We start from the raw sequence: 16826 nt of genomic DNA, 5'->3' as shown, positions 1-16826 counted from the left end.
GGGCAGGGGTGCGGGGAACCGCGCGAGAAGCCCCGCCGGAGCCGCAGTCGCCGGCGGGGCCGGATGGTCGAGGGGTGAGGCGCGAGCGGGGCGGAGGGGCGCAGCCCCTTGGCGGTTCATCGAAGTCGGGGGGCGTCCTTCTCTCCGCGTTCAGCCCGCGTTCAGGCGCGGGCGCCACCGTGGCGCGACACCCCGGGTCCGCCCCCACGGTCCTCCACCGCCACGCAGGAGACAGCATGCCGCTCACCCGTAGGGACTTCGCCAGACGATCCGCGGTCACCGGAGCCGGTGTGGCGCTGGCCGGCAGCGTCGGCGCGCTCGCCACCGCGCCGAACGCCCTCGCGGCGACGGACACCGACACCGACCTCGATCCGGGCGTGGAGGCCGGCCACCGCACAGGGCACGGGGCGGACCGACTCGGATACGGCCCCCTCCTCCCCGACCCCCGGGGCATCCTCGCGCTGCCCGCCGGATTCAAGTACCGGATCATCACGTACAGCGGCAGGACCAAGCTGGAGTCGGGCGAGTTCACCCCCGGCAAGCACGACGGCACCGCCGCCTTCCCCGGCCTCCGCGGCACCACCCTCCTCGTCAACAACCACGAGCTGAAGGGCCCCCGGGCCAACTGGGAGTTCCCGGTGCCGCTCACCGAAGGGCTCGTGTACGACCCGGCGGCGGCCGGCGGCTGCACGGTGGTGGAGGTACGGCCCGACGGCCGCGTGGCCGAGTGGGTCGGCATCGCGGGCACGTCCACCAACTGCGCGGGCGGCAGCACCCCGTGGGGCACCTGGCTCACCTGCGAGGAGAACTCCGACCGGGCCGGCGTCAACGGCATGACCAAGGACCACGGCTACGTCTTCGAGGTCGACCCCTGCGACCGCCGTGCCAACCGCGCCCCGAAGCCGCTGAAGTTCTTCGGCCGCTACGACCACGAGGCCGTCGTCATCGACCCCAGGCGCGGCCACGCCTACCTCACCGAGGACGCGGCCTCCCCCAACGGCCTCTTCTTCCGCTGGACCCCGCCCAGGGGGTTCGAGTACGGCCCCGGCAGGTTCCGCACGCTCGCCGACGACGCGGGCGTCCTCCAGGCACCCCGGTGCTACGACTCCGGCGGCCGCTTCGTCGACGACCTGTCCCGCGCCACACGCATCGGCACGGTGTACGGCGTCGACTGGGTCGACGTGCCCGACCGGGACGCCGGAACCGTCGCCGTCCGCAAGCAGTTCGCCGACACCGAGATCACCCGCGCCCGCAAGCTGGAGGGGATGTGGTGGGGCGACGGCGGCACCTACGTCGTCTCCTCCTACGCCCGTTCGGAGAGCCCCGTCCAGCACGACGGCCAGGTCTGGTTCTACGACCCCAAGCGCCGCACCCTGACCCTGAAGGTCCTGCTCGGCGTCAACCCGGACCCGTCCGTCGACGGCGCCCTCGACGGCCCCGACAACATCACCGTCTCCCCGTACGGCGGCATCGTCCTCGCCGAGGACGGCGAGGGGATCTCGCATCTGTTCGGCGCCACCGACAGCGGCCGCACGTACCCGATCGCGCGCAACGACCTGAACATCGGCACCGAGGAGGAGCCGGAGTACAGCGAGTTCGCCGGCGTCACCTTCTCACCCGACGGAAAGACCCTGTACGCCAACATCCAGACGCCGGGCATTCTGCTCGCGATCACCGGTCCCTGGAAGCGGCAGAAGCGATAGCCGGAAGCGGTGGTTAATTCATTGGCCCGGCCCGTGGTACGCCTCCTAGAGTGATGCCTGTCCAGGTGCGAAGGCAGGACCTACTTCCACTCATAATGGGGCGGCCGCGGGTTCGAGTCCCGCCACCGGTACCAACACGCCGGTGTAGCTCAGGGGTTAGAGCACCTACGTCGGTTCCGCCGGCTTCGATCTCTGGACACCCAAAGCTTCACGCACCTCCCGGTGCGATCCGATCTCGGGAGGCGCGGCAGATGGTGGGTGCCCGGTGCGCAGGCAGCGGATACTTCGGGAACTGGTGGGGAGAGATCCTCATGCGGGTTCGAATCCCGTCATCGACCACGGGTCGGTGTGGCGGAACGGAAGACGCGCCAGTTATAAGCACCGCCGCCGACTTCGACCTCGGGCACCCTCCGACTGCCGCGCCTCCCCCGAACCAAAATTCAGAATTCAGGAACAGGGATTCCACGCACGAAGTGAGATGTGCCGGGGAATTCGGGGGGAGTTCATCATGGCGCGATTCAACACGAAGGCCGGCAAGGCCCAGCCCACCTCCCGTGTCACCTCCACGGGCCGTGTGCTCCGTACGTACGAGGGCGGCCGCGGACGCGAGCGGGACGAGCGCTCCGAACTCTTCCTGCTGTCGATCGCCAACTTCGTCGCGCAGAAGACCTTCTACGAGAGCGGTGAGGACCGGGACGACCGGTTCGCCGCGCTGGTGCGCCGGCTCGCCGTCACCGACCCGGCGTGGACGGCCGGCCTGCTCGCCTGGCTGCGCGGCGAGGGCAACCTCCGTACGGCCTCCCTCGTGGGCGCCGCCGAGTACGTGAAGGCGCGGCTCGACGCGGGCGTCAGCGACGGGCCGACCAACCGCCAGGTGGTCGCCTCCGTGCTGCGGCGCCCCGACGAGCCCGGCGAACTGCTCGCCTACTGGACCTCCCGGTACGGCCGTACCCTCCCCAAGCCGCTGAAGCGGGGCGTCGCCGACGCCGTACGACGCCTCTACAGCCCCAAGGCGCTGCTGAAGTACGACACCGCGTCCAAGGGCTACCGCTTCGGCGACATCCTGAACCTGGTGCACGCGGCGCCGGACCCGGACAAGCCGTGGCAGGGGGACCTGTTCCAGTACGCCCTCGACCGGCGCCACAACCCGGACACGGCCGTCGTGCCGAGATCGCTGCCCATGCTCGCCGCACACCGTGACCTCATGGAGCTGCGGCCCGCCGAGCGGCGCAGGGTCGTGACCGGGGCGGGCGGTGCCCAGCGCCTCGCGGACGCGGGGATCACCTGGGAGGCGCTGGCGGGCTGGCTGCAGGGGCCGATGGACAAGGCGGCCTGGGAGGCCGTCATCCCGTCCATGGGCGCCATGGCGCTGACCCGGAACCTGCGCAACTTCGACGCGGCGGGCGTCTCGGACGAGGTCGCGGCTCGGGTGGCGGCTCGGATCAGCGACCCGGCGGAGGTCGCGCGGTCGCGGCAGTTCCCGTTCCGCTACCTCTCGGCGTACCGCCACGCGCCCTCGCTGCGCTGGGCGTACCCGCTGGAGCAGGCGCTCGGTCACTCGCTGGCCAACGTGCCCGCGCTGCCCGGCCGGACCCTGGTCCTGGTCGACCGCTCGGGCTCGATGTTCTGCTCCCGGCTGACCGACCGCTCGTCGCTCACGTACGCCGACGCGGCCGCGATCTTCGGTACGGCGCTCGCGCTGCGGGCGGCGGACGCGGACCTCATCGAGTTCGGGAGCACGAGCCGGGTGGTGAGGTTCGGCGCGGGCGAGTCCGTGTTGAAGATCATCGGCCGGTTCGGCGACCTGGGCGGCACCGACACCACCGAGGCCGTCCGCCGCCACTACCGCCGCCACGACCGGGTGCTGATCGTCACCGACGAGCAGGCCACGTACAGCCACTACGGCGACCCGACCGAGCAGATCCCGGCCCAGGTGCCCGTCTACACCTGGAACCTCGCCGGGTACCGGGCGGGCCACGGCCCCTCCGGCACGGCGAACCGCCACACCTTCGGCGGCCTCTCCGACGCGGCCTTCCGCATGGTGCCGTTGCTGGAGGGGGCGCGGAACGCCGAGTGGCCGTGGGCGGTCGAGTGACGCCGGTCCGCGGACCGGCGGAGCACGAGAACGGGGGGTGAGTGTGGCCCGTGTCCCAGTGGGGACACGGGCCACACTCTTGTTCGGAGTCGCACTGGCATCTAACATTTCAGTTCATGGAGGCCATACGACCGGTCGCGCGCACCCTGCTGAGGGACCGCGCCTACCAAGCCATCCGGGACGCCATCGTGGCCGGGGAGATCGAGCCGGGCGCGGTGGTGCGGGACGCCGAGTTCGCGGAGCTGCTCGGACTGTCCCGGGCGCCGGTGCGGGAGGCGTTCTCCCGGCTGGTGGACGAAGGGCTCCTGGAGAGCAAGCCGCAGAGCTACACCCGGGTCACGGCCGTCGTCGCCTCCGATGTGCGGGACGCCGCCGCCGTGGTCGGGGCCATGCACGAGCTGGTCGCCCGGACCGCCGTGCCCCGGCTGTTCGCGGCGGACGTCGAGATGATGCGCTCGGCCAACGAGCGGTTCGCGACGGCCGTCCGCACCGGTGACGTCGACGCGGCCCTGGTCGCCGACGACGCACTGCACGACGTGCTCGTCCGGGTGAGCGGCAACCGCGCGGCGGCCGCCACCGTCGCCCGCTACACCCCGCTCATCCGCCGGCTGGAACGACGGCGCTTCGGCGAGGGCGGCAACTGCCGCTCGGCCGGACTGCACGAGCAGCTGATCGCGGCCTGCGCGGCCGGTGACACGGACGAGGCGGTCCGCGTCACGGCGGAGATCTGGCGCGGCCTGGCCGCACTCGCCGACGAGCCGGACGCCGAACCGGACGCCGAGCCGGAAGAAAAGCCGGTCGCAGAGCCGGTCGCGAAGTCGGGTGAGGGGTCGGGGCCGGAGTCCGCCGAGGGAGCGGGCGGCGCCGCGTCCGCGCGCCGGCTCACCCACGAGCCTGTCCACCAGCCCGCCCACCAGCCCGCCCCCGAACCCGGCGACGAGCCCGTGCGCCGAGCGGACCACTGACCCGACCGGCCTCGCCACACCCCCGCCCTCGCCCCACCCCACCCGGGAGAACCCGTGTCCCTCTCGTCCTTCGAGCGCTACCCCCTCCTCTTCGGGCCCTCGCCGGTCCACCCGCTGGAGCGGCTGACCGAGCACCTCGGCGGAGCCTCCGTCTGGGCCAAGCGCGAGGACTGCAACTCCGGCATCGCGTACGGCGGCAACAAGACCCGCAAGCTGGAGTACCTGGTCGCCGACGCGATCGCCCAGGGCTGCGACACCCTCGTCTCCATCGGCGGCGTGCAGTCCAACCACACCCGCCAGGTCGCCGCCGTCGCCGCCCGAGCCGGGCTCAAGTGCGTGCTCGTGCAGGAGAGCTGGGTCGACTGGCCGGACGCGGTGTACGACAAGGTCGGCAACATCCTGATCAGCAGGCTGGCGGGTGCCGACGTACGGCTCGTCCGGGCCGGCTTCGGTATCGGTTTCAAGGAGAGCTGGGAGCTGGCGCTCAGGGAGGTCGAGGAGGGTGGCGGCAAGCCGTACGCCATCCCGGCCGGTGCCTCCGACCATCCCCTCGGCGGCCTGGGCTTCGCCGGCTGGGCATACGAAGTCGCCGAGCAGGAGCAGGAGTTGGGCGTCTTCTTCGACACGGTGATCGTGTGCTCGGTGACCGGCTCGACCCAGGCCGGGATGGTCGCCGGCTTCGCCGCGCTGGAGGAGGCGGGCGGCAGGCCGCGCCGGGTGATCGGCATCGACGCCTCGGCCAAGCCGGAGCCCACGCGGGAGCAGATCGCCCGCATCGCCCAGAACACCGGGAAACTCATCGGCGTCGAGCGGGAGTTGACCGTCGCCGACGTCGAACTGGACGAGCGCTACCACGCCGGGATCTACGGGGTCCCGGACGACGCCACCCTCGTCGCCATGCAGCTCGCCGCCCGCACCGAGGGCATGGTCACCGACCCCGTGTACGAGGGCAAGTCGATGGCCGGGCTGATCGACCTGATCGAACGCGGCGAGATCGGCCCGGAGTCCACCGTGCTGTACGCCCACCTCGGCGGCCAGCCCGCGCTGAACGCCTACAGCGGGGTGATCCAGTAGGGAAGAGGGGCTCGGCTCCGGGATCGCTCGGCCGGCCGGGCGCCCTTGCCTTGTGCGGGGCGCCCGGCGTCACGTAGGCCGACCCTCAAAGGGCCTGCGCCGCCGGCTTCACCATCCCCCTGACCGTGCGGGACTTCACGAAGTCGCCCATCGCGGTCATGTCCCACTCGCCGGAGAACTGCTTGATCAGCTTGGCCATCATCACGCCGGTCTGGGCCTCGGCGTTGGTGAGGTCGAAGCGGACCAGCTCCTCGCCGGTCGCGGCGTCGAGCAGCCGGCAGTAGGCCTTGGCGACCTCGGTGAACTTCTGGCCGGAGAAGGAGTTGACGGTGAAGACCAGCCCGGTGACCTCCTGGGGAAGCCGTCCGAGGTCGACCACGATGACCTCGTCGTCCCCGCCGCCCTCGCCGGTGAGGTTGTCACCGGAGTGCTTGATCGCGCCGTTCACGATCGACAGCTTGCCGAAGTAGCAGCTGTCGATGTGGTTGCGCTGCGGGCCGTACGCGATGACCGACGCGTCGAGGTCGATGTCCTTGCCCCGGTACGCCGGCTCCCACCCGAGGCCCATCTTGACCTGGGAGAGCAGCGGGCGGCCGCCCTTGACCAGGGAGACCGTCTGGTTCTTCTGGAGGCTGACGCGGCCCTTGTCCAGGTTGATCTTGCCGGCGCCCGGGGCGGGGGCCGGGGGCGCGGCAGGCGGGGCGGGCGGCACCGGGGGCGCCGTGACCCGCGGGTCCGTGGCGGGCGGGGCCGCCGGGGGCCGCGTGGCCGGGGCGGGCTGAGCGGGGGTCGGCTGGGCGGCGGGGGCCGGCTGGGCGGCGGGGGCCGGCTGGGCGGCGGGGGCGGGCTCCTCCACCGTGACCCCGAAGTCCGTCGCGATGCCCGCGAGACCGTTCGCGTATCCCTGGCCGACCGCTCGGGCCTTCCACGCGCCGTTGCGCAGATAGATCTCGACGATCACCAGAGCGGTCTCCGTGCCCAGCTGGGGCGGGGTGAACGTGGAGATCACGGCGCCGTCGGCCGCGTCGCGGATCGTCGCCGTCGGTTCGATGCCCTGGAAGGACTGGCCCGCCGCGTCCGGGCTGGCCGTGACGACGATCTTCTCGATGCCCGGGGGCACGGCCGAGGTGTCCACCGTGATCGAGTCGGGTGTCGCGCCGCCGCCGGAGCGGTACGTCACGCCCGGGCCGGACGGCTGGTTGTAGAAGATGAAGTCGTCGTCCGAGCGCACCTTGCCGTCGGCGGTGAGCAGCAGGCCCGATACGTCGAGCCGCACGGGGGCGGAGACGTCCACCGCGACGCGGGTGACGGGCAGCGGGATGTTCGAGCCGGGGGTCATAGCGGTCATGCGTGGTGAACGATTCAGGCCGCTTTACCGTTCCCTTACCCGGGCGCGCCGGGCGGCCGTTCGGGTCAGCGGCGGTTGCGGGGGTGCTCCCGGGCCGTGCTTTCGTTGCCCCGCCGGTAGTTCCCGGTCCAGCGGGCCATGACCAGCTGGGGGTCGCCCGCCGCCACCTCGGCGAGGAACCGGGCAGCTCGGGGGCCGCGCAGCGTCGTGGCCGCGCGGCCGTGGTGGTCGATCGTCACGGTGCTCTCGGAGTGCTCGGTATAGGTGAATCCGCTGGGGCGTGGCATGTCCCGGATGGTAGGCGCGGGGCCGGCGCCGGCCCAGCGAATTTCGGTCGCCCGGCGGTGGGCCCGGCCGCACGCTCCCGGTCGCCGGCGGTGCGCCCGCACCCGCCGCCGCCCGTACTGCCCCGACCCCCTGCCCCGGCTTGCCGCTCGCCGGACTACGGCACCACGACGATCTTCCGTCCCACCCCCGACGCGAACTGCTCCAGAGCCTCGGGTTACCGCGCCAGCGGCACCCGGTCGCTGATGAAGACCTTCGGGTCCAGGACCCCGCCGGCGAAGAGTTCCGCCGCCCGTTCGAAGCTGTGCAGCACGGCCATCGACCCGGTGATGGTGATCTCCTGGTTGCAGATCCGGTACGGGTCGATCGTGACCCGGGTCGCGTTGTCGGCCACCCCGAACTGCAGGAACGTGCCTGCCTTGGCCACCCGCCCCAGCCCGTCCTGGATCGCCGCCGCGTTGCCCGTCGCGTCCACGACGACGTCCCAGCCCCGGGGCCGCTCCAGCTCGTCGGGGCCGGCGGCGGCTCCCGAGACGCCCAGCCGCCGTGCCGTCTCCAGGCGCGCGGGATTCACGTCCACCATGTCCACGCTCGCCGCGCCCGTCCGCTTCGCCAGCTCCGGCATCATCAGCCCCATCGTCCCGGAGCCGTGGATCAGGGCATGGGCGCCCAGCCGGGCGCGGAGGACGTCGTAGCCCCGTACCGCGCAGGACAACGGCTCCACCAGCGCCGCGTCCTGGGTGCGGACGTGCTCCGGCAGCCGGACGCAGCTCGCGACGGGGGCGACCGCGTGGTCAGCGGCCGGTCCCGGGGCAGGGCCTCGGCGATGAGCTGCGGGGTGAAGCCCTCGTCGACGAAGACCGTCTCCGCGTCGCCCAGCAACTCGGCCGCCGCCGCGGCGATCCGGCGCTTCTCGGGCACGTGGCTGGTGGCGCGGAAGGCGAGCGTCGTCTCGAACCCGGCGCTCTCCACGGGATACGCCCCGCCGTGCGTGCGGCGGACCCGTCCGTGGTCCTCCAGGGCGCGCAGATCACGCCGTACGGTCTCCTCGGCCACGCCCAGCGCGGCGGCGAGTTCGCCGACGTCGACCGCGCCCGTGCGGCGGGCGGCCCGGACGATCTCGCGTTGCCTCTCCTCCGCGCTCATGGCCGACACCCGCTCTCCCTCGCCGTAGTGCTGCCCGTTCGGGCCCGGTGCGGGCCCTGGGGGAAGTTCTACAGCCGGTGCGCGGCGCCGACCAGGCCTGTTGCGCGACCGATGATGCCCGTCCCTGACCGTTTCGCGGCGCCCCGGTCCGTCACGGACCTGGGGCGGGCGTGGGATCGGGCAGCGGGCGTGCCCGCATACGGGAGCGGGCGGGCCCGTTCGGTGCCCGCCCGCTCCTTCCGCACGGCGTACGGCCCTCGTTTCCCGTACGGCGCACGAACTCCTGGGTCTTCGCCGGTGTGGTCAGTACGGCCAGATCGGCGGGTCGCTCACGAAGTGGCCGCCGAGGTTGGCGTGGGCCACGTTCCCGGGGTCCAGTTCGCCCTGCTCGGCGATCAGTTTCTCGGCGTACGGCTCGGAGTCGTCCCTCGGCTCGTAGCCGAGGGCGCGGGCGGTGGACAGGTCCCACCACAGGCGGGTGTTGGCGGAGGAGCCGTAGACGACGGTGTGGCCGACGTGCTCGGCGGTCAGGGCCGCGTGGAAGAGGCGGGCGCCGTCGGCCGGGCTCATCCACAGCGAGAGCATCCGGACGCTGGTGGGCTCGGGGAAGCAGGAGCCGATGCGCACGGAGACCGTCTCCAGGCCGTACTTGTCCCAGTACAGCTGCGCCAGGTCCTCGCCGAAGGACTTGGACAGGCCGTAGAAGGTGTCGGGGCGGTGCGGGGTGTCGATGGGGATCAGCGGGTCCTCGGCCTGCGGGCGGGGGGTGAAGCCCACCGCGTGGTTGGAGGACGCGAAGACGATACGGGGCACGCCCTCCGCGCGGGCGGCCTCGTACAGGTTGTACGTCCCCTCGATGTTCGCCTTAAGGATCTTCTCGAAGGAGGCTTCCAGGGAGATGCCCGCGAGGTGGATGATCGCGTCGACGCCCCGGACGGCCTCGCGCAGGGCCTCCTTGTCGGCGAGGTCGGCCGTGATCGCGTCCGGCGCGCCCTCGACGGGGAGCAGGTCCATCAGGCGAAGCTCGTAGCCGTGGGCCGGGAGCAGGTCCCGCATCAGGGTGCCGAGCCCACCGGCGGCGCCGGTGAGCAGAACGGTGCGGGGAGCGGGCATCCGGGGATCTCCTTGCATCACCAGCTGTGCACATGGGCGTCCGACATTCACATTCATGGACACGCTAGGGAGTGCGGTCCCGTGCGTCAAGTGTGCTGCGGAGGCGTGAAATCGCTGGTGCGGCGCGGGTTGTCCGGCTTGACCGCCCACGAGGAGGCGCCTTAGCGTGCTGTTGTTCAGAAATGTAAACACTGATCAGTGACCTGGACTGGGAGAGCCCGTGGACTTGGGACAGCCCGTGACGTCAGCCCCGCTCGCCGCCCGGCTCAGGGTCCCCAGCGGACCGCTGTTCTTCCCCGTCACGGCCTACGGCCCGGACGGCGCGGTCGATCTGGACGTCTATCGCGCGCACGTCCGCCAGGGCGTCGAGGCCGGGGCCGCCGCGGTCTTCGCCTGCTGTGGCACCGGCGAGTTCCACGCGCTCACGCCCGAGGAGTTCCAGCGCTGCGTACGGGCCGCCGTCGCCGAGACGGCCGGCCGGGTGCCGGTGGTGGCCGGCGCGGGCTACGGCACCGCCCTCGCCGTGCGCTACGCACATCTCGCCGAGGAGGCCGGGGCCGACGGCCTCCTCGCCATGCCGCCCTACCTGGTCGTGGCCGCCCAGGAGGGGCTGCTCCGCCACTACCGGGAACTCGCCGCGGCGACCTCCCTCCCCGTCGTCGTCTACCAGCGCGACAACGCCGTGTTCACGCCGGAGACGGTGGTCGAACTGGCCCGCACGGAGGGGATCGTCGGCCTCAAGGACGGCCTCGGTGACCTGGACCTGATGACGCGGATCGTGAGCGCCGTACGCGGCGAGGTCTCCGGCCCGGACGACTTCCTCTACTTCAACGGCCTGCCGACCGCCGAGCTGACCCAGCCCGCGTACCGGGCCGTCGGGGTCCCCCTGTACTCGTCGGCCGTCTTCTGTTTCGTCCCGGAGATCGCCCTCGCGTTTCACAGGGCGCTGGGCACCGGGGACGATGCGATCGTGGAGCGGCTGATCGACGGGTTCTACCGCCCCTTCGTCGAACTCCGCGCCCGGGGACGCGGCTATGCGGTGTCACTGGTCAAGGCCGGGGTACGGCTACGGGGGCTGGACGTCGGAGAGGTGCGGCCACCCCTGCACGAACCGGCCGAGGAACACGTCAAGCAGCTGAGCCGGTTGATCGAGCGCGGCCACGCGCTGCTGGAAGAGTGCCAGGAGGGCAAGTGAAGGCGTCGACGTTCGTCTACCCGTGGGACGTCAACGGGGATCCGGCCGCCGCCGAGCGCATCGCGGGGCTCGGGGTACGGCAGGCGACGCTCGCCTCCGCGTACCACTCCACCCGCGCGCTCACCCCCCGCCACCCCCGGCAGCGCATCGTCACCGCCGAGCACGCGGCCGTGCTGTACCCGCCGGGTGCGCGGTGGGAGGGCCGCACGCTGCGGCCGTACGCGGCGGGGGACTGGGCGTTCGGCGACGCGTTCGGCGAGGCGGCCACCGCGCTCGCGCACGCCGGGCTCGAAGTGCACACCTGGGTGGTCCTGGCGCACAACTCCCGCATGGGCGCCGAACATCCCTCGACCTCCGTGGTCAACGCCTACGGGGACCGTTACCCGTGGGCCCCCTGTGTCGCGCAGCCGGACACCCGCGAGTACCTGGTCGATCTGGCGGTGGAGGCGGCGGTCCGGCCCGGCGCGCGCGGCACCGAGCTGGAGTCGCTCGGCTGGTACGGCTTCTCCCACCTCCACGCCCACGACAAGACGGGCGGGGTGGGCCTCGGCGACGCCGGGCAGTACCTGATGTCGCTGTGTTTCTGCGGCACCTGCCGCGACGGGTACGCCGGTGCCGGACAGGACCCCGACGAGCTGGCGGCCGCCGTACGCGCGGGGCTGGAACCGCTGTGGCGCGGCGAGACCGTCGACGAGAGCTGGCCCGCGGTGGAGAAACTCCTCGGGACCGGGAAGGCGACGGCCACGCGGGTGTGGCGCGACGCGATCGCCCGCTCGCTCCAGCAGGAGGCCGTCGGGGCCGTACGGGCCGCCGCGCCCGCGGGGTTCCAGGTGCTTCTGCACGCGGACCCGGTGATGTACCACTGCGGGGCGAACGCCGGGGTGGACCCCGAGCACATCCTCGGCGTGGCCGACGGTGTCGTCGTACCGTGCGCGGGCGGGCCGGGGCTGCTGCCGGCGTTCGCGAAGGCGGGGGCGGACGGGGCCGTGCTGGCCGCCAACTTCGGCATCGTGTCGGGCATGGGCGGCAGCCCGGTGACCCTGGCCGAGGACGCGGGGCGCGCGGTGGAGCTGGGGGCGACCGAACTCCGGCTGTACCACGCGGGGTTGGCCTCGGACCAGGATCTGGCGGCGGTACGTGAGGCGTTGACGGCGGTGGGGTGAACCGCCCCGTTCACCCCACCGCGCACGGACCCGGGCCGCGCCCTGCCGCGCCCGCGTCGGCTCAGCAGGCGATGACGTACCAGACCGGGGTCCAGAACACGTCGTTCTTGAGGGGAGCGTCGAGGGAGAACATCCAGGCGCCGTTCACGTCGTAGAAGTTCGCCCGGGTGCCCGGCGTCTGGTTGTTGTGGAGGGAGCCCCAGCCCACGAGGTTGGGCAGGGTGTACGTCACGCCGCACCTGGTGTAGTCGAATCTGTTGCCGTTGCCGCCCTTGCCGCACACGTAGTAGTACGCGCAGTTCAGCGGTGCGGCGGCGGCCGAGCCGGACCCGGCCGCGCGGGGCACGACGGCGTTCTTCATCTGGGCCGGCGTCAGCGACGGCTGCCGGGCGTCCTCGGACGTGAGGACGCCGGTGCCGCCGTCGGTGCCCGCTGTGTGGGCGGCGGCCGTACCGGCCGACCCGACCGTCGAGATCGCGATCGCCGCTGCCGCGAACAGGGCCGCGGCCGTCTTGCGCAGTGCCATGAGAAATCCCCTCCCGGTGCCGTCAACTCCCGCTCCGCACGCGGGAGTCGGCGGTTCCTCACTCTCGGGCACCGGGGTCCGACAGGCAACCCGTCACGCGGTAGGTCACATGGGTGACGAGGCTCGTCCAACGTGCGGACACCTGTTCCAGTCGCAGCGGTGGGACGCCCTCGAAGAGGCGGGTGCCGGAGCCGAGGGTGAAGGGGGCGATGTGCAGGCGCAGTTCGTCGATCAGCCCGGCGGAGAGGTACTGGTTGACGGTCGTCGCGCCGCCGAGGACGGTGACATCGCCGTCACCGGCCGCCGTGCGGGCCTGTGCCAGGGCGGAGGCGATGCCGTCCGTGACGAAGTGGTACGTGGTGCCCCCGTCCATCGGCCGGGCCTCGCGCGCGTGGTGGGTGAGCACGAACACCGGCGCGTGGAACGGCGGGTCGTCGCCCCACCAGCCGTTCCACGGCCGGTCCCACGCGCCGCGCACCGGGCCGAACATGTTGCGCCCCATGACGAAGGCCCCGGCGGTGCTCAGCCGGTCGATCTCGGCCCGGTTCTCGTCGGGAGTCTCGAACATCCAGGCGTGCAGCGCGGCGCCCGAACCGTCACCGCCGTCGTCGCCGAACGGGCGTTCCTCCGTCTGGTCGAGCCCGGCCGAGTAGCCGTCGACCGAGACCGTGATGTCGCAGATCACTGTGCTCATGCGTCCAGCGTCTCGTACGGGTCAGCGACGGCACAGCAGCCAGGCCGCCGTCAGGAGGAGAAGTGTGCCGACGGCCGGCAGCAGCACCGGGAGACCGGCCACGTCCACCAGGCCGGCGCCGATCGCCGTGCCCACCGCTGTCGGGGCGAAGAGGAGGGTGTGGGCGGTGGCCGTGGTGCGGCCCAGCCGATCGGGCGGGGTCTCGCGCTGGACCGCGGTGAGCGCCGCGGTCAGGACGCAGGGGAGGCCGACGCCGATCGCCGCGCCGCAGGCCAGGGCGGCGATGTCGCTCGGGACGGTGCGGGCCGCCACCGCCGCCCCCGTCAGGGCGATGCCGTAGGCCGCGAAGGGGAGTTCGCCGAGGCGCCGCAGGAGGGGGCCCGTGGTCAGGCCGACGGCGATCGAACCGGTGCCCTGGGCGACGAAGAGGAGGCCGGTGTACGCGGGGGAGTGGCCCAGGGACTCGACCACCGCGTAGATCAGGGCGCCGTTCACCCCGGAGAGCAGCATCGTCGTGCCGCCGGCCAGGACCAGGGGGCGCAGGCGTGGGTGGGTGAGGAGGTGCCGGGCACCCTCGGCCGTACGGGCGTACAGGCCCGGGGCAGGGCCCTCGCAGGGGCTGGGCGGCGGCGTCCTCGGCTCCCTCACCAGCCCGTACAGCCCCGCCGCCGCGACGAACGTCACCGCGTCCAGCAGGGCCACCGTCGCTCCGCCGTACGCCGCGTACAGACCGGCTCCCGCCAGCGGGGCCACCAGTTTCATGCTCTCGTCGGCCGTCATGCGCAGGCCGTTGAAGTCGCCGAGGAGGGCAGGGTCGACGGCGGTGGCGACGAGAGCCGACTCGGCCGCGTCGTGGACGACGCCTGCCGCGCCGTAGACGAGGAGGACCGCGTAGAGGAGCCACAGGTCGTCCGGGGAGCCGACGGCGAAGAGGGTGAGCAGGAGGGCGGCCAGGCCCAGGTCGGTGGTGACGAGGAGGGCGCGGCGGCGGGGGCGGTCCGCGAGGGTGCCCAGGAGGGGGCCGGCGAGGAGCGGGGCCCACAGGGCGAGCGTGCACAGGGCCGCCAGCGCGTCCGAGCCGGTGAGGTCCTTGACCCAGACGCCCGCGACCAGCCACATCGCCGACGAGCCGAGGCCCGAGACCACCACGGCGGCGAGATACGGCCCCGCGTTCCGGTCCCCGAGGACACGCCTCGTGGCCCGGGCCGACGTCGATGTCGTCGATCTCATGGATGTCATGGCTGGTGATCGTGGTGCTGAGGCCCCGCCGCACGGATCGGGCAGATGCCCTAGGAATCGTCGCCGGGAGGAACGAGGGCGGGGCGAGCGATGAGTTCCCGGGACGCCGGGGGTCTACCGACATGACGACAGAGAACGCAGGCGCACCCCCCGACGCACCTTCGAGACGTACCCAGGAGCTCCGCATGACCGACCAGGCACCGGCCCCCCTCGACCTCGCCCCGCAGGCCCGCGCCGTCGCCCGCCTCGCCCGGGGCGTCCGCGACGATCAGCTCTCCGACCCCACCCCGTGCCCGCAGTACGCCGTGCGCCACATCCTCGGACATCTGCACGGGCTGGCCGTCGCCTTCCGCGACGCGGGCCGGAAGGATCTGGGACCCACGACGGACACCGACCCGCAGGCGGCGCTGCCCGACATCGGGCCGGGCTGGCGCGAGGCCCTGCCGCGAGTCCTCGACGAACTCGCCGAGGCCTGGCAGGACCCGGCCGCGTGGGTGGGGGAGACCCGGGCGGGCGGGGTGTCCCTGCCGGGGGAGATCGCCGGCGCGGTGGCCGCGGACGAGCTGGTCGTGCACGGCTGGGACCTCGCACGGGCGACCGGCCAGGCGTACGACCCCGATCCGGCGGCCCTCACCGCGACCCACGCCTTCCTCGCCGCCTCGGCCGACGACCCGACGCGCGGCGAGATCTTCGGCCCCGTACAGCCCGTACCGGACGACGCGCCGCTGCTGGACCGGGCGATCGGCCTGAGCGGCCGCGACCCGCTCTGGAAGCGGTAGGCCGCGCGGCGGGGGCGCCGAGACGCGGGGGCGCCGGGACATGGGTGGACGCGGGGTTCGGGACGTTCGCCGAGTTGCGGCGGCACACGGACCCCACCCGGCTCACGGCTGTCGGGATCTCCCCTCTGCACGCGGACCTCCCCCCAGTCTCGGCTTCGCTCGACCGGGCGGTACCCCCACCGCGGACCCGGTGGCCGCGATGTACGGCTTCGCGTACGGCGGCCTCACCCTGCCCGCGCCGTTGCCCGTGTACGCGCCCGACGGCCGCGCGGAGCGCCTCGCCGGATTCCTCGGGCGGCCGGACACGACCTTCCTGAACAGCGTCTTCGGCTTCCGGCCCTCTACGACGGCCACACGGTCCGGCACTGGAACCCCCCTCTCACCGCCCATGCCGTCGTCCACGACGCGGAGTCGTACGGGCTGCGCGCCGAGTGCCGGGGCCGTGTCTTCGCGTACTCGGGGGACAGCGGCCCGTGCGACGCGCTGAGCCGGCTCGCCGGCAGCGCGGACCTGTTCCTGTGCGAGGCGGACACCGACGTGCATCGCGAAGGTGAACCCCACGTGCACCTCACGCCGGAGGAGGCCGGGACGTACGCGAAGAGCGCGAGCCGGCTGCTGAACGAGGGCGACACCCAGACCGTGTGATCTCAAGATCATGTGATGGTCGGCACATCTTCTTCTGTCAGAAGCATTGACGAAACATCGCGCCCCTCCTACCTTCAACGCGTCGTACTTCGTACGTCATATATGAGACGCGATACGTGAGATCCCATACCTGAGATCCCATACGTGAGAACCGAGAGGCGCGCATGACCTCTGTGCCCACGCCGATCCCGTCCCGCACGCAGTTCGTGCTGGAAGGGATCAAGCACCGCATCCTCACCGGGCAGTTGACGCCCGGTCAGGCCCTGGTCGAGACCGAGCTGGCCGCGCAGTTCGGGGTGTCCAAGACCCCGGTGCGCGAGGCGCTCAAGACGCTGGCCGGGACCGGCCTCGTCGTGATGAGCCAGTACAAGGGCGTCACGGTGCGCATGGTGGACGCGGACATGGCGCGCGAGGTCTATGACGTACGGCTGCTCCTGGAGCCGGAGGCCCTGCGGCGCTCGGTGCGGCGCGGTGCCCCCTGGGACGCGGCCGGCGACGCGCTGAACAGAGCCGACGAGGCCACGGACACCGCCGAACGGTCGCTGGCCAACCGGGAGTTCCACCGCGCCCTGTACGTGCCGTGCGGCAACCCGCTGCTCGGCCGGATGCTCGACGAGGTGCGCGACCAGGCCGCCCTGGTGTCGGCCGTGGCGTGGGCCGCCGACCCCTCCTGGGAACGGGAGGCCGCCGAGCACCGGGAGATCCTGCGGCTCGCCCTCGACGGCGACGCCGACGGCGCTGCCGCCGCCCTGCACGCGCACATCGCCTCGTTCGTCGAACGGGCCTTCCCCGGGGCGCGGGAGGACGACCAGGCCCAGCAGCCCCGGCGGCCCCAGCAGGCCCGGTAAGCCCCCGA

At 72.7% G+C, this 16826-nt stretch carries 14 protein-coding genes and 3 pseudogenes; 9 read left to right on the top strand and 8 right to left on the bottom strand.

Going from position 1 to position 16826, the window contains the following annotated elements; all coding sequences use genetic code 11:
- The first annotated feature begins 236 nt into the window (after nt 1–236).
- The 4 genes from ACWCRJ_RS28235 (at nt 237) to ACWCRJ_RS28220 (ending at nt 5837) form a co-directional block, all read left to right on the top strand.
- Entirely contained in the window at nt 237–1703 is a 1467-nt protein-coding gene (locus tag ACWCRJ_RS28235; protein WP_450941940.1) for an alkaline phosphatase PhoX, read from the top strand.
- A gap of 508 nt (nt 1704–2211) precedes the next feature.
- Nucleotides 2212–3798 (top strand): TROVE domain-containing protein, encoded by a 1587-nt coding sequence (locus ACWCRJ_RS28230; protein ID WP_450941939.1) that lies wholly within the window; start codon nt 2212–2214, stop codon nt 3796–3798.
- Between the two features lie 116 nt (nt 3799–3914).
- On the top strand, nt 3915–4763 hold the full coding sequence (locus ACWCRJ_RS28225) for a GntR family transcriptional regulator (protein WP_450941938.1): 849 nt from the start codon (nt 3915–3917) through the stop codon (nt 4761–4763).
- A gap of 54 nt (nt 4764–4817) precedes the next feature.
- A complete protein-coding gene (locus ACWCRJ_RS28220) occupies nt 4818–5837 on the top strand; it encodes a 1-aminocyclopropane-1-carboxylate deaminase (RefSeq protein ID WP_450941937.1) in 1020 nt (339 codons plus the stop codon).
- An 85-nt stretch (nt 5838–5922) separates the two neighbouring features.
- On the opposite strand, the gene ACWCRJ_RS28215 is transcribed toward ACWCRJ_RS28220, so the two are convergent.
- The 5 genes and pseudogenes from ACWCRJ_RS28215 to ACWCRJ_RS28195 form a co-directional block, all read right to left on the bottom strand.
- Nucleotides 5923–7176, bottom strand: coding sequence for a TerD family protein (locus ACWCRJ_RS28215; RefSeq protein ID WP_450941946.1), 1254 nt, complete (start codon nt 7174–7176; stop codon nt 5923–5925).
- A gap of 74 nt (nt 7177–7250) precedes the next feature.
- On the bottom strand, nt 7251–7472 hold the full coding sequence (locus tag ACWCRJ_RS28210; RefSeq protein ID WP_450941936.1) for a hypothetical protein: 222 nt from the start codon (nt 7470–7472) through the stop codon (nt 7251–7253).
- Nucleotides 7473–7687: 215 nt separating this feature from the next.
- Nucleotides 7688–8278, bottom strand: a pseudogene (locus ACWCRJ_RS28205) (zinc-binding dehydrogenase); the annotation flags it as partial.
- Nucleotides 8263–8793 (bottom strand): annotated as a pseudogene (locus ACWCRJ_RS28200) (DeoR/GlpR family DNA-binding transcription regulator); the annotation flags it as partial. The pseudogenes ACWCRJ_RS28205 and ACWCRJ_RS28200, both read right to left, overlap by 16 nt.
- Nucleotides 8794–8919: 126 nt before the next feature.
- The gene (locus ACWCRJ_RS28195; RefSeq protein ID WP_450941935.1) at nt 8920–9729 is read right to left on the bottom strand and encodes an NAD-dependent epimerase/dehydratase family protein; all 810 of its coding nucleotides are present in this window, start codon (nt 9727–9729) and stop codon (nt 8920–8922) included.
- A 238-nt stretch (nt 9730–9967) separates the two neighbouring features.
- On the opposite strand from ACWCRJ_RS28195, the gene ACWCRJ_RS28190 reads away from it, so the two are divergent.
- Nucleotides 9968–10924, top strand: a complete 957-nt coding sequence (locus tag ACWCRJ_RS28190) for a 5-dehydro-4-deoxyglucarate dehydratase (protein WP_450941934.1) — start codon at nt 9968–9970, stop codon at nt 10922–10924.
- Nucleotides 10921–12087 carry a hypothetical protein gene (locus tag ACWCRJ_RS28185; protein WP_450941933.1) on the top strand — a complete coding sequence of 389 codons (1167 nt, stop codon included), beginning with the start codon at nt 10921–10923 and terminating at the stop codon, nt 12085–12087. Before ACWCRJ_RS28190 ends, ACWCRJ_RS28185 begins: the two co-directional genes overlap by 4 nt.
- A 61-nt stretch (nt 12088–12148) precedes the next feature.
- On the opposite strand, the gene ACWCRJ_RS28180 is transcribed toward ACWCRJ_RS28185, so the two are convergent.
- Genes ACWCRJ_RS28180 through ACWCRJ_RS28170 form a run of 3 tightly spaced genes read right to left on the bottom strand, consistent with a single transcriptional unit; the run spans nt 12149 to nt 14537 of the window.
- Entirely contained in the window at nt 12149–12613 is a 465-nt protein-coding gene (locus ACWCRJ_RS28180; protein ID WP_450941932.1) for a hypothetical protein, read from the bottom strand.
- 58 nt (nt 12614–12671) lie between these two features.
- Nucleotides 12672–13307, bottom strand: coding sequence for a dihydrofolate reductase family protein (locus ACWCRJ_RS28175; RefSeq protein ID WP_450941931.1), 636 nt, complete (start codon nt 13305–13307; stop codon nt 12672–12674).
- A gap of 21 nt (nt 13308–13328) precedes the next feature.
- The gene (locus tag ACWCRJ_RS28170; protein ID WP_450941945.1) at nt 13329–14537 is read right to left on the bottom strand and encodes an MFS transporter; all 1209 of its coding nucleotides are present in this window, start codon (nt 14535–14537) and stop codon (nt 13329–13331) included.
- A 194-nt stretch (nt 14538–14731) separates the two neighbouring features.
- Between ACWCRJ_RS28170 and ACWCRJ_RS28165 the strand changes: the two genes are divergently transcribed.
- From ACWCRJ_RS28165 to ACWCRJ_RS28155, 3 genes and pseudogenes are all read left to right on the top strand, one after another.
- Nucleotides 14732–15325 (top strand): TIGR03086 family metal-binding protein, encoded by a 594-nt coding sequence (locus ACWCRJ_RS28165; RefSeq protein ID WP_450941930.1) that lies wholly within the window; start codon nt 14732–14734, stop codon nt 15323–15325.
- Nucleotides 15313–15943, top strand: a pseudogene (locus tag ACWCRJ_RS28160) (MBL fold metallo-hydrolase); the annotation flags it as partial. The gene ACWCRJ_RS28165 and the pseudogene ACWCRJ_RS28160, both read left to right, overlap by 13 nt.
- 191 nt (nt 15944–16134) lie before the next feature.
- Complete coding sequence (locus ACWCRJ_RS28155; protein WP_450941929.1) at nt 16135–16818, top strand: GntR family transcriptional regulator; 684 nt, start codon at nt 16135–16137, stop codon at nt 16816–16818.
- Nucleotides 16819–16826 lie beyond the last annotated feature (8 nt).

The organism is Streptomyces sp. NPDC002324 (assembly GCF_053593335.1).
This window is presented reverse-complemented; position numbering and strand designations above follow the sequence as displayed.